This window comes from Anaerococcus hydrogenalis (genome assembly GCF_002871895.1).
Lineage (GTDB): Bacteria > Bacillota > Clostridia > Tissierellales > Peptoniphilaceae > Anaerococcus > Anaerococcus hydrogenalis.
In genome coordinates, this window is sequence record NZ_PNHP01000003.1 from 152,543 (window position 1) to 165,643 (window position 13,101).

General features: G+C 28.1%; 12 protein-coding genes. 4 read left to right on the forward strand and 8 right to left on the reverse strand.

The features are described from left to right. Nucleotides 1-35: 35 nt before the first annotated feature. The 5 genes from CJ192_RS05505 to cls form a co-directional block, all read right to left on the reverse strand. Nucleotides 36-1,289, reverse strand: a complete 1,254-nt coding sequence (locus CJ192_RS05505) for a hypothetical protein (RefSeq protein WP_102198045.1) — start codon at nucleotides 1,287-1,289, stop codon at nucleotides 36-38. Continuing rightward, a complete protein-coding gene (locus CJ192_RS05510) occupies nucleotides 1,289-2,152 on the reverse strand; it encodes an ATP-binding cassette domain-containing protein (RefSeq protein ID WP_102198046.1) in 864 nt (287 codons plus the stop codon). The genes CJ192_RS05505 and CJ192_RS05510 overlap by 1 nt, the downstream gene beginning before the upstream one ends. Continuing rightward, nucleotides 2,124-2,516 (reverse strand): GntR family transcriptional regulator, encoded by a 393-nt coding sequence (locus CJ192_RS05515; RefSeq protein ID WP_102198047.1) that lies wholly within the window; start codon nucleotides 2,514-2,516, stop codon nucleotides 2,124-2,126. The genes CJ192_RS05510 and CJ192_RS05515 overlap by 29 nt, the downstream gene beginning before the upstream one ends. A 258-nt stretch (nucleotides 2,517-2,774) precedes the next feature. Then, nucleotides 2,775-4,193 (reverse strand): DUF5633 domain-containing protein, encoded by a 1,419-nt coding sequence (locus CJ192_RS09465; protein WP_244897286.1) that lies wholly within the window; start codon nucleotides 4,191-4,193, stop codon nucleotides 2,775-2,777. 205 nt (nucleotides 4,194-4,398) lie between these two features. Then, the gene (cls, locus tag CJ192_RS05525; protein WP_102198048.1) at nucleotides 4,399-5,979 is read right to left on the reverse strand and encodes a cardiolipin synthase; all 1,581 of its coding nucleotides are present in this window, start codon (nucleotides 5,977-5,979) and stop codon (nucleotides 4,399-4,401) included. Nucleotides 5,980-6,155: 176 nt separating this feature from the next. On the opposite strand from cls, the gene CJ192_RS05530 reads away from it, so the two are divergent. From CJ192_RS05530 to CJ192_RS05540, 3 genes are all read left to right on the forward strand, one after another. Continuing rightward, nucleotides 6,156-6,962 carry a bifunctional hydroxymethylpyrimidine kinase/phosphomethylpyrimidine kinase gene (locus CJ192_RS05530; protein ID WP_102198049.1) on the forward strand — a complete coding sequence of 269 codons (807 nt, stop codon included), beginning with the start codon at nucleotides 6,156-6,158 and terminating at the stop codon, nucleotides 6,960-6,962. After that, nucleotides 6,959-8,299: an MATE family efflux transporter gene (locus CJ192_RS05535; protein WP_102198050.1), complete on the forward strand. Its 1,341-nt coding sequence runs from the start codon at nucleotides 6,959-6,961 to the stop codon at nucleotides 8,297-8,299. Before CJ192_RS05530 ends, CJ192_RS05535 begins: the two co-directional genes overlap by 4 nt. Before the next feature lie 128 nt (nucleotides 8,300-8,427). Next, complete coding sequence (locus tag CJ192_RS05540; RefSeq protein WP_102198051.1) at nucleotides 8,428-8,655, forward strand: hypothetical protein; 228 nt, start codon at nucleotides 8,428-8,430, stop codon at nucleotides 8,653-8,655. 105 nt (nucleotides 8,656-8,760) lie between these two features. Here CJ192_RS05540 and CJ192_RS09310 read toward each other — a convergent pair whose 3' ends face one another. After that, entirely contained in the window at nucleotides 8,761-8,934 is a 174-nt protein-coding gene (locus CJ192_RS09310) for a hypothetical protein (RefSeq protein WP_004817767.1), read from the reverse strand. 272 nt (nucleotides 8,935-9,206) lie between these two features. Between CJ192_RS09310 and CJ192_RS05545 the strand changes: the two genes are divergently transcribed. Next, the gene (locus tag CJ192_RS05545) at nucleotides 9,207-11,324 is read left to right on the forward strand and encodes a hypothetical protein (RefSeq protein ID WP_102198052.1); all 2,118 of its coding nucleotides are present in this window, start codon (nucleotides 9,207-9,209) and stop codon (nucleotides 11,322-11,324) included. Between the two features lie 56 nt (nucleotides 11,325-11,380). Here the strand turns inward: CJ192_RS05545 and CJ192_RS05550 are convergent, their stop codons facing one another. Next, the gene (locus CJ192_RS05550; RefSeq protein ID WP_037376783.1) at nucleotides 11,381-11,620 is read right to left on the reverse strand and encodes a Veg family protein; all 240 of its coding nucleotides are present in this window, start codon (nucleotides 11,618-11,620) and stop codon (nucleotides 11,381-11,383) included. 92 nt (nucleotides 11,621-11,712) lie between these two features. Then, nucleotides 11,713-13,098, reverse strand: coding sequence for an aminopeptidase (locus CJ192_RS05555; RefSeq protein WP_102198053.1), 1,386 nt, complete (start codon nucleotides 13,096-13,098; stop codon nucleotides 11,713-11,715). Nucleotides 13,099-13,101: the final 3 nt, after the last annotated feature.

Below are 13,101 nucleotides of genomic sequence, written 5' to 3' on the forward strand. Positions count from 1 at the left end.
AGCCTTATACTACCATGCTTTAAATAGTAGACCTATTAAACTTTTAATTTTAAATTAAACAAGATATTAAATATTTTTGTAAATACAAAAATCAAAATAGCCAAAACTACAAAATTCATAATAGAAAATCCTTCAGAAATTGATGATTGGAAAATCATTGTTCCAATACTTGCAAAAAGTAGAATTACCAAAATTTTTGCAAGATTTTGAATTGGCTTTAATAAAATCATTTTTCCAGAATTTTCTGTTTTTGTTTTTTCTATTAATGAAAAAGATACAGAAAAAACTATTAAAGAAAATAATATTAATCCTATAACCCCATATTTTGTAGTATCAAAATTTGTAGGCGGTCTTAAAATAACTCTCAAAATTGTATTTACAGGACTTCCATTGTTTGGAATATTTTTCTCAATAAGACTTGCAAAAGTTCTATTGTTGTAAGAATATCCTAATAAAATTTCACTAATATTTCCAATTATTCCATCCAAGATATCCAAAAATCCAAAGGTCATTATAGTTAAACCAAAGTGTCCCAAAATATTTCCAGCCATAAATCCTGCTGACAAAATAGCAAGATAGATTGCTGAAAGCATTCCAAAACCTTTGATAGTTTCAGGAATTTGCCTTGTTCCAAATTTTAAAATTTCAAAATTTGAAGTTTTTAAAATCATATAATTTAAAGCTGAAGAAAGAATCACAAATCCTAAAATAATCATCACACCAAAGCCTATTTTCATAAGAAAATCTTTTTTCTTTGTCCATGGGTATACTCTTGCAAATTCATAATAAGATGTAGCATGCTCCATTGATGAAAATAAAACTCCCAAAACTATAGCTACAAGTATGCCCATAAGAGAAATATAAACAAAGTAAAAATTATTAGATTTTCCCTTGGCTTCATGAGATAAATATTTGTATTGGTTTAGGGTTGAAATATACTCCCCATACTTTAATTGAAATTCTTCATATTTATCAATTTCCTTAGGTCTTGCCTTTTCATAATTAAAATTACCATATTCATCATACTTATATTTTTTTGCCATTTTATCAAATATAATATCATTATCTTGGAAAAATTTTTTGTCTATTTTTACATCTTTACCGTATTTTTTTCCAGTTTTTGCCATTTTATTTAGAGTATTTGTTGTTTGGATTAAAGACCTATAACTTTCATCCAAGGATTTTGTTTGAAAAAGTCCAGAAAACAGAAGACCTACTGCAAGAACAAGAATTATCCAAAATCCATTTCTTCTACTTAAAATGCTAATTTCTTTTTTAAAGTCTTTCATTATTTACTCCTTCCCTTCTCCCAATAGAAATAATCTTCAATTTTTGGATCTAAAATATCAAATTGAACGACAGTCTCATTTTTCTTTATATTTTCCAATAAATTTTCCTTATTTTCAATTAAAATTGTATAGACCCTGCCAAGATTAAATCTCAAAACAGCCCTCTCTAGGATTTTTGGATCTAATTTATCCTTAACAACTACTTGCAATTTTACAAATTTTTCCTTATTTTGATAAAGATTTGTAAGCCTTCCATTTTTAGAAATATACAAGGTTTCATCAGCAATCTTTGCCAATTCCTCAAGCTCATGGCTTGAAGCAAGAACTGTTCTTCCAAAATCTTTCATATCTAAAATATAAGAAAGAATAAGCTCTTTATTTAAAACATCCATGCCGTCAAGAATTTCATCTAACAAGACAAGCTTTGCATTTGTTCCAATTACTGCCAAAAGTCCTATCAAATTTTTATATCCTTTAGAAAAAGACCTTAAATTTTTCTTAATATCAATATTGTTTTTTTCAAGCTCTTTTATGACAAATCTCTTATCAAATTTTGGATAAATATCTTGGTAGTAGCCGAGCATTTTTTCAACAGAAGAATAATCAAAATAATCAAACCTGTCAGGTAGGTAGGCAATATTTTCTATTATGTGCTTATCTTCTTTAAAAGATTTGCCATAAATATTAATTTTTCCCAAATCTTTTTGGAAAATATCAGCCATAATTTTTAAAAGGGTAGTCTTACCAGAACCATTTCTCCCAACCAAGGCATAAATTTTCCCCTCTTCCAAGGAAAAATTTACATCTTCTAAGACTTTATTTTTCCCAAAAGATTTATAAAGGCTCATTACTTCCGCTATCATAAAAATCCTCCTTACTTTTTTCATAAATTTCTTTTATTTTTTCAAAGTCAATCCCATAAAACCTGCACTTCAAAAAAATATCATATAAATTTTTTTCAAGACTTGCTTTTTTTAAATCAATTTTTTTATCATCCAAACTTACAAAAGTTCCAAGACCTTTTTTTGTAAGCAAAATCCCATCTTCTTTCAATTTATTGTAGGCTTTTTGTACAGTTGATTGGTTGATAAGCAAAGTTTTTGATAAGTCTCTAACCGAAGGCATTGGGTCTCCATCAAGTAAAATCCCTTGGGCAATCATTAATTTTGTTTGCTCAACAATTTGTTCATTCAAGGGAATTTGAGATGAATTATTTAAATCAAACATAAAAACTCCTTTCTATAAATTTTGTATGGTGTTCGGTGTATCTCCATACACTTCTTGATTTTATTTTATAATATTTAAAAAATTTGTCAAATCTTTTTAAAGAAATTTTTTGCTAAGCTTAAAAGTTAATAAAAAAATATTTATTTAAAATTTTTCACTTACTTTTAAATAAATATTAATAGATGACTTTATGTAAGAAATTTTAATGAAAAAAATCCCCCAATCTCTATAAGATTGAGGGTTAAATCTGATTAGACTTTATTTTTTCTTTTTAGTAACAAAATATCCAATTATAGCAAGAAGAAGAACTCCGACTACAGCTCCAACTCCTGCAACTCCTGTTTTTACATTTACAGCAGATTTTGGTTTTTGTGTTGAATTATTTGTCTTTTGAACAAGCTTACCTGTTTTATTTGATGAAGATGATTCTGATTGATTCTTATCTTCTTTTTCACTCAAGCCATATTTAAAGCTACCATCTTCTTGTTCAATCAAATAGTATGACTTCCATTTTGAATTTGTTTGCATTTCTTTTTTAGCAGCTTCAATGGCTTCTTCTCTTGTTGGATAAGATTTTTCAGAAATTTTATCCTTATCATCCTTAGCTCCTAGTATAGGTTTAACTGTCACACTAGTGCCTTTGTTGGATCCGTTTTTTGTTTGTCCATTACTAGTATTGTTTGAAGAAGGATTAGATTTATCATCAGATGAAGGTTTAGATTCATTTGATTCATTTTTATCTTTACCCTTCTTATCTTCATTTGAATCCTGACTAGAATTGTTATTTGCTTGAGGTTTATCTACTTTTGAATCATCAGAAGTTTCACCAGTCTTTTTACCTTCTTTTTCTCCCGAACTAGCAGTAGTTTCTGATCCTTTTTCACTATCTTTTTTATCCTCTTTTGAATCTGTTGGGAATTTTAAATAAACATTCATTGATTTTGAATCTACCATCTCTCCATCTTTAGGCATTTCATCTTCAATGCTTGCTAAAAGTTCTGAATTAGCGTCTCTTGTTCTTCTAAATTCAATTTTAAATTTCTTTCCTGTCTCATATTCAAAATCTTTTAATGAATATATCTCGTTATAATCTTTATATTCATTTTCAAATTTTCCATCTACAAACACATAAAATTTGCCATTAGGTATAAGCCTATCCTTGTCTAAACTTTTATTTTTATAGTTCAAGGTCATTTTTCTAGTCTTTATAGGGGTATTTGGTATTATTTCTACATCCATTTTATGACCATCTTTAGCTTCTGCTATTAGGTTTATTTCTCCTTTCGCATAAGCTTTTCCATTTTTTCCATCTAAAATTTCTATTTTATATTTTTTGCCTGGTTCTAATTTTCTTTTTATATTAATTTTTTCTATATCTCTATGATCTTCTAAAAGTTCCCCTTCTTGGCCTTCTATCTTAGAATAAGCCCCCTTTTTAAGCCAGTCTTTTATTCTTCTGTTTTTTACATACAAATCAATTTCGCAATAGACTGGACGTTTTTCCTGACTATCATCTTTCAAAGTATCAACATTCTCTTGATTCTTACTATCTTTTTCTGTACTTTCCAAACTTGAATCTGAACTAAAATCATCACTTGCCTTTACAGAACTTACTCCAGAAAATGCAAGAGCAAGGATAAGGGCAGATGTTAGTAGTGCCTTATTTTTTAATTTCATAAACTCCTCCTTTTAAAAATTATTTTATCTTAACCTTATAATATCAGGTATTTTACTAAAAGTCTATAATATATTTAAAATATCCTTTATAATTTCAACAAAATATAAAGATAGATTTTATTTTTTAAACAATCCTTCTTCCTTACAATTAATTAGAAGATATTTATCAATTAATTTCAAAACAAAAAGACCTATCTCTAGGTCTTTACATTAAGGGTGCAAGTGGTTTTATTATTGCAGCTGCTAATTTTTTATATAGTGGATATGCCTTCACATCTTCCATACTTATTTCTTTAGAAATATCAAAAGTTATTTGGAAATCTTCTAAAATTTCTTTTATCACTGGAGCCTTGTGAATATAAACTCCACATTCAAAATTTAAGTATAGGGCCCTATAATCTAAATTTACAGATCCTACCACAGCTTTTTCACCATCAGAAATCCAAGTTTTTGCGTGAACAAAACCTGGTATATATTCATAAATTTTTACTCCAGCTTGAATTAATTTTTTGTAGTGAGATTTTGCCAACATATAGGGGATTTTTTTGTCGGGAATTTTTGGAAGAACAATTCTCACATCAACTCCCCTTTTTGCTGCAAAGGTCAAAGATTTTATCATTTCGTTATCAATAATAAGATAAGGGGTCATTATATAAACATAATCTTTTGCTGTATCAAGCATATGCATGTAAATATTTTTAAAAAATCTTTCTTTTCTAATTGGATTATCACCAACTCCAATCATGTACCCCTCAGATTTTTTTGCATATGTTTTTAAATATCTTTCAAGATCTTCTTTTTCTTCGCTATCCCAAAGTTGCAAGAACATTATGGTAAATGATTGGACAGCTGGCCCTTCAAGTCTTATAAAGGTATCTTTCCAATGGCCAAATCTTTCTTCAACATTTATATATTCATCAGCCAAATTTACCCCGCCGGTAAAAGAAACTTTTCCATCAACTACCAAGATTTTTCTGTGGTCCCTGTTATTGTGGTAGGTTGAAATAATTGGAATAATTGGTGAAAAAACCTTGCATTTTATACCCAAATTTTCCATCTCTTCCGGAAAATTTTTTGGTAAATTTAAAATAGCATTGGTTCCATCATACATTAATCTTACTTCAACGCCCTCGCTTGCTTTTTTTGCAAGCTCTTCAAGAATTGTACCCCAGAAATATCCTTGATTTATTATAAAAAATTCTACAAAAATAAAGTCTTTGGCACTTCTTATGGCATCAATTAAATCATTAACTGTATCATCTCCTACCCTATAATATTTTGCATCATTATTCTTGCTTACAGGGTATGATCCGTAATCATTTAAATATTTTACTAGATTATAAAATTCCTTATCTTCATTTTTTAATTCTTCAACTAGCTTATTGTCTATGGTATGTAGATAATTAGTCTCCTCCTCACTATCCATAATAGTGCTTTCTTCTAATTTTTTTCCTATATCAATCCTTGATAGGATAAAAAACATAATCCCAAAGGTCGGAAAAACTGCTATTACAAAAAACCAAGAAAGTTTTTCGTAAGGGTTTACATCCATTGATAGGATAAAAAGCAAAGAAATCCCACCAATAAGGGCTGATGATCCAAAAATTAAAGATTTATCAATTGATATATATTTTAATATCCCAATAATCGCTAAAATTTGAAGGATTATAAAAAGGATATAAAGACCTGCCCTACCAAAGACTACCTTAAGTAGTGATGATCTTGTTTTTTCGACAAACCTATTTTCATTTAAAATTTTTTTAATTTTTTCATTATATTTTTTCATATTACAATTATATCTAATTTTATAAAATTTTGCCAGGATAAAATATAATAAATTTAATTTTCTTACAAATAATATTTATATTTTTTCTTATTTTATTCTAATTTGCTTATTTTTACCAATAAAATTATAATAGTCCTATAATAATGGGTAAGTATGTTTTATTTTAAAGGAGCAATATGAAAAAAAGCAAAAATACAGAAAGAATATTACTTATTGGTGACTTTCTTTCAAGTGGTTATATGGGAGGAAGTCTTTGCAGGGATGTTTTAAATTTTTATTCTTATGATGTTGATTTTCTACCTTCAGCCTTAATTTCCAATCAATTTTCTCAAAGTCCAATCGAGATTTTTGATTCTAGCAAATATTTAAAAAACACTCTTGAGGTCTATAAAAAACAAAATAGAAAATATAAGGCAGTTCTCGTAGGTTTTGTCTTAAATTTAAAGCAGGCAAAAATAATTTGTGATTTTGTAAAAGAAAATGACCTTTTTATGGTTTTAGATCCAATTATGGGAGATTCAGGAAAAATTTATAACAGTCTTGATAAAGGCATTGTAGAAATTTATAAATATATGACAGACTTTGCCAAAATTATTATCCCAAACCTTACCGAGGCAAATCTTCTAACTGACAACAAATTCACTAGCCCCCACCCCATAGTAGATTTTTTTGAAAAAAGAGATAAAAATCTTATAATAACAAGCGTTGAAGATAATAATAAACACTTTATTTTAGCAAAAGATAAAGAATACATAGAGGAAGAATATATTTATTTGGACAAGTCTTTTGGGGGAAGTGGTGACTTATTTGATTCAATTTTCTTAGCATATTTTTTAGAAAATAAGGATCTTAAACTAAGCATCAAAAAAACCAGGGACATGATATCAAAAGTCCTTAATTATCAAATAAAATTGGATGATCAGGCAAGTGATATTAATATATTTGAAATTTTTAAAAATTTAGAAAGTAAGGTGGTAGTTTGATAAAAAATAAATATTGGAAAAGAGCCTTGCAGATAGCCTGGCCTTCGGTTTTAGAATCTTTCTTTATAGCCTTGGCAGGTCTTATTGATACCTTTATGGTTTCATCTATTGGATCAAATGCAGTTGCAGCCATAGGACTTACAACTCAACCAAAATTTATAGCCCTTTCATTTTTCATTGCAATTTCTGTTTCAGTATCAGCCCTTGTTGCAAGAAGAAGGGGCGAAGAAGATAAAAAAATGGCCAACCAAACTATGGTAACAGCCATGATTGTTGCCTTGTTACTTTGTATATTGATTTCATCAATCTTTGTAATTTTTACCCCACAAATTCTAAAACTTTCCGGATCATCTCCTGACACTCATGATTTGGGAGTTTCATATTTTAGGATAATAATGGGTGGATTAATATTTAATGTCATTTCCATGACAATTAATGCTGGTCAAAGGGGAAGTGGAAATACACAAATTGCCTTTACAACAAATTTGGTTTCATCTCTAGTAAATATATTTTTCAATTATTTACTTATAAATGGTAATTTGGGTTTTCCAAAACTTGGAGTTGCTGGAGCTGGTCTAGCAACTGTTCTTGGAACCATAGTTGCTGCTATTATGAGTTTTTCTTCCTTATTTAGAAAGTCCTCATATATGTCCTACAAGCTTATCAAAAAATACACCCTAGGTTTTTCAAATTTTATTTTTAAAGAAATTTTAGCCCTAGGATCAAATATTTTTGTAGAAAATATAGCTGCAAGAATAGGATTTTTGGTTACTGCTATCACTGCTGCCAAACTTGGTACAGACCAATTTGCAGCCCACAATGTAGGAATGAATTTATTATCCCTTTCCTTTTCTTTTGGAGATGGAATGCAAGTTGCAGCAGTTGCCCTTACAGGAAAGGCCCTTGGAGCTAGAAAAAAAGATGAGGCAATAAAATACGGAAAAACTTGCCAAGAAATTGGACTTTCAATTTCTATAATAATTTCAATAATATTGGTCTTATTTAGAAAAAATATCTTTAGGATGTTTTTTGATGACGAAAATATCATTGCTATGGGATCAATAATTACTTTTTATTTAACTTTTATAGTAATTTTCCAAATATCTCAAATAATTTTTGGAGGAGCCTTGAGGGCTGCTGGAGATGTAAAATATACCCTAGCTGTAAGTTTAATTTCAATTACCTTTATAAGATCTGCTGCAACCTTATTTTTTGTCCACGTCCTTAATCTTGGAATCCAAGGAATTTGGATGGGAATAATGGCAGATCAAATATCAAGATTTGTAGGTTTATGGACCAGGTTTAGAAAAGGTGATTGGGTTAATCTAGAAATTTAAAAAATTTATTTGTTATAAATAAAAAATATTTTTAACATAATTATTTGAATTTTTCTTCAAATCTGGTATATTATAAATACTATCGGGAATGATAGTAAGTATATTTTTTTAAACAGGGGGATTAAACAATGAAAATTAAAAAAGTATTACCAGTATTAGCACTATCTCTAGCATTAGTTGGATGTGGAAATAAAGCTGAAACAACATCAAACTCAAACGCAGCAAGCACACCTGCTTCTACTACAACAACAGAAAAAGCTGATTCAAACGCTAGTACAACAGATTCAAACGCAGCAAGCACACCTTCATCAAACGATGCAAGCACACCTGCTTCAGACGCTGGATCAAATAAATAATTAAAATTTATATAAAAAAAGAGCAAGAATTACTTGCTCTTTTTTTGTTTATTTTAATTTCATAAATTTATATGAAAATATCAGTAAGATACATATAATAATTTTTCAGACTTTCATTAATTTTCTATTATCAACTAATACTTCTTCTCCATTATCAAATTTTACCTTTGTAAAATCAAAAAAGTCCCAATCTATCACTATTCCAACTTCACCTTTACTAATACTCCAATTTAAATCTTCAGTTAACATTACTTTGTCGCCTTTTTCAAATTCTGCCATTTTTTCCACCTCTCTTTTTTTAATTTCCAAGACCTACTACAACAATTTTTCTCTAATAAATTTATATCACTTCCTTTTTTATATTCTATATATTAAACTTAACACATTAATATATTAAATACTCAGTATTATAAAACCAAAATATTTTTATCTCAAAAAATATTAGTCTATTAGTAATTTTCTTAAAATTTCAAAAGTATTTAAATACTTTTAAAAATATATCGATTTAATGTAAAATAAGTTTATAGAGTATAAGTATTTTAGGTGATTTTATGAAATATGATTTATTAAAAAAGGAATTTGCTTATTTTGGTTCATTTATGATTTGGGATAATTCAATTCAAAAAAATGGACTTCCTAAAAAATTAGATAATAAAGAATTTAGAGATGAGAGACTGAATAGTGATTTTATATATTTAGCTATGAATATTAGGCTTGATAAGAAAAATTTTAAAGATATTGATAATGATTTTCTAACCAATGATGAAATTTTCACTTCTGATATGCCAGCTTTTTGTAGTTTTCATTCCTTAGATGATGGAAAATACAATAATACTCCTTATACAAGACTTAACAAATTATATTCAAATACCGTTTTGGAAGGAGCATATATTACAGATTTTTTCAAAGTTGCTCCAAATTCAAAAATACCAAATGGTTATGCTACAAAAACTTCTGATGAAGTTTTCCTATATTTATATTCTTTAAGCAAGGAAGATAGGGATAATTTTCTTAGATACCAACTCCTAGCCCTTGAAAGGGAGCTTGAACTCTTAGAGATTGAAAATCCTAAATTTATAGTTATGGAGTTAATTTATGATCTTGTTAAATATTCTTTTGATAAGTTTGTAAATAAAAAAGATTTTCCAAATCTTTATAGAGCAAAGATTGTTGATAAACCTTCAAGTTTTGGTACAGTTTTAAATAAATATCAAAGAGATATTATCCATATTTTCTTAAAAAATTTAGATTACAATTCTTATCCTGAATTTTTGATAGCTTATTTAGAAAAATATAGCCAAGATATAGTAGATTTGAAATTTATTAAAAACAAAGCAGATTTAATGGCAATTTTTTATATTTGCCTTGAAGATTATGATGATTTTCCTAATGATATAAAATCTTATCTAGATAAAATCAAAATATCTTATAAGGATTTGATAGAAAATATCAAAAAATCTTTTTCAAAAGACTTTATCTATGAACTTATAAAAAATTTTCCTTTTATTTATTCAGATGAATCTATGTGGAATGAATACATAGAAAAATTTTATAAAGATTTGGCTGAGGATGGGATGCTTATTAAGCTTAGTCAAAATCTTTCCTATATAATAAATTTATTTAAAGTTAAAGAAATGGAAAATTCATATTTTTTAACAAAAGATTTTGATACCTATATATTCCTATTCTTATTTAAAAAAGCTCTAAATTTACAGGGTAATATTTATTATAAGGAAGATGTTAAAGATTTAAAATTCCCTAACTTTTTTTCCAAAATTAACGAGATAAATTACAAGGCTGTTGAAAAAATACTAGATGAAAATATATTTTCTTTTATAAATTTATTGCTTTCTTATGAGGATTTTAATAGTTTGTACTTTAAAAATTTAAAAGAAAAATTGTTTAATAAGGATCTTTATAGGCTTATTAATTTTAATAATGATAATATTTTAATATCTATAGGAAAAAAATCTGATCAAATAGAATATGAGTATTATGATGATAAGTGCAATCTATTTCTTAAAGAAATTATTGAAAAGAAAAATTTAAAGGATAATCCCCTAACACTATCATTAAATGAGAATGCTAAAATCAAAAAATCACTCAAACTTTCTGATTTTTTATTATCTATTAAAAGGGGATATCCTACTGTTGAGCTTAATGATGATTGGGTAAATAATTCAAATTCCAAAAAAGGAGTAAAATATTTATCTAATTCCAATATTAACAAGGGCTTTGTTGATCATAGAAATTGTCTTGTTTACGAATTAATAGATGAAGATAAGGAAAAATCTTATAACTATGCCGAAAAAGGCGATATTATAATCACCAAAAACTCCCCCTACTCAGCATCAATTGTCGATAGGGACGAAAAATATCTGGTAAATGATAACTGTTTTATCTTGAAAGTTGATAAAAATAAAATTGACCCTTTTTATATACTTGCTTTTTTATCATCAAAAAAATTAATAAGGTCAATAAATACCAATGTCCTATCTATTAAAAAAATAAAATCCTTACCAATCAACTTACATTCTAGCTCTGATATAGAAGATATTTCAGCTAAGATGAAAAAAATAATAATAGATTTAGAAGTTCTTTATGAAAATTTCTTAAAGCTAGATCACAACAGAAAAAATGTTTTTAATTCTGAAAAAAAACTTAAATAATTTTATACAAAAAAATCATCCTTTATTTCAAGGATGATTTTTTAATTAATCTATAATTAATTTTTAATTTGTAATTTTACTGTAGATGTTAAGACATCTGAGTAACTATAAGATACAGTTCTTTCTGTATCAAAAGCATTATTTACTTTTATTGTAAATACACTTGGGAAAGCATCTAAAATTACACCGCTTTTGGTTACAATTCTTTTTCTTCCTTTATCAGCCTTTAGTGTTACTTCTTTTCCTACGTTTTTTTCAACTTCTGTTCTTATTTCATTAACTGATTTATATTCCATATACCCACCTTCCATGCATTTGTACTTATTATACTATGAAATTGTGGATAAGTCAAATTAGCATAATATTATACGCTAGATTAAATTTCTTGTCAAATATTTTTATAAAAGGCCCTGTAAGCTGTAAATGTAGAGTAAAAATCTGCTTTTGAAATTAATTCTATTGGGGCATGCATGGAAATTACTGGTGTTCCACAATCAACTACATCCATTCCATATTCTGCAAGAATATAGGCTATTGTTCCTCCACCACCTTGGTCAACTTTTCCAAGCTCTCCTGTTTGGAAAATTACTCCATCTTTATTAAAGGCAAGTCTAACTTCTGATAAATATTCTGCATCAGCATCATTTGATCCACCTTTTCCACCGGAACCTGTGTATTTTGTAAGGGCAACTCCATGAGAAATTTGAGCTGAATTTTGACTTTCTGTTGCATCTTTAAAGTTTGGATCTTCTGCTAAGGTTACGTCAGCTGATAAAACTTTTGAATTTCTCAAAGCTCTTTTAAATTTGATTAAATCAAATTCTTCTTTTAAATTCATTATTTCTAGTAGGGTGTTTTCAAAAAATTGTGAAGTCATACCAGTAGCACCTACTGATCCAATTTCTTCCTTGTCAACAAATAATCCTACCAAAGTTTTTTTAGTTTTATCTATGTCAAGAAGGGCTCTCAAAGCTGCGTATGAGCAAACCCTATCGTCGTGGCCATGAGAGGCAATCATTGACCTATCAAAACCAACTTCTCTTGCTTTTCCTGCGGGAACTACTTCAAGTTCAGCTGTTATAAAGTCTTCTTCTTCGATGCCGTATTTTTCATTTAATATTTTTAAAATATTTTTCTTTACAGGATTTTCTTTTTCATCCAAAAGTGGTCTATTTCCTACAATTATTGATAGTTGTTCACCTGTTACAACTTCTTCAGCAGGTTTTGTCATTAATTTTTTGGATAGGTGGATTAAAAGTTCGGATATATAAAATACTGGCTCATCTTCCTTATCTCCAAGAGAAATTTCTACCTTATCTCCATTTTTTGTAAAAACTACTCCGTGAAGGGCAAGAGGCATATTTGTCCAATTATATTTTTTCACTCCCCCATAATAGTGAGTTTTTAAATATCCGATTCCATTTTCTTCCATTAATGGTACAGGTTTTAAGTCAAGTCTTGGTGAATCGATATGGCCTCCAACAATTGCAAGTCCCTTTTCCAAGTCTTCTTCTCCTATGTGAAACATAACTACAGCTTTGTTTTTATTGACTGCATAGATTTTATCACCAGGATTTATTTTTCCAGATTTTATTTTTTCATCTAGGTCAACATAACCTGCCTCTTTTGCATATTTTACAATCTCTTTTGCAGCAAGCCTTTCTGTTTTTGCCTTATCTAGAAAATCCATATAATCTTTTGATAGGCTTTCCAATTCTTTTTCTTGGTCAGAGGATAAATTTTCCCAGACATTTTTTCTTTTGTACTCTGTCATTTT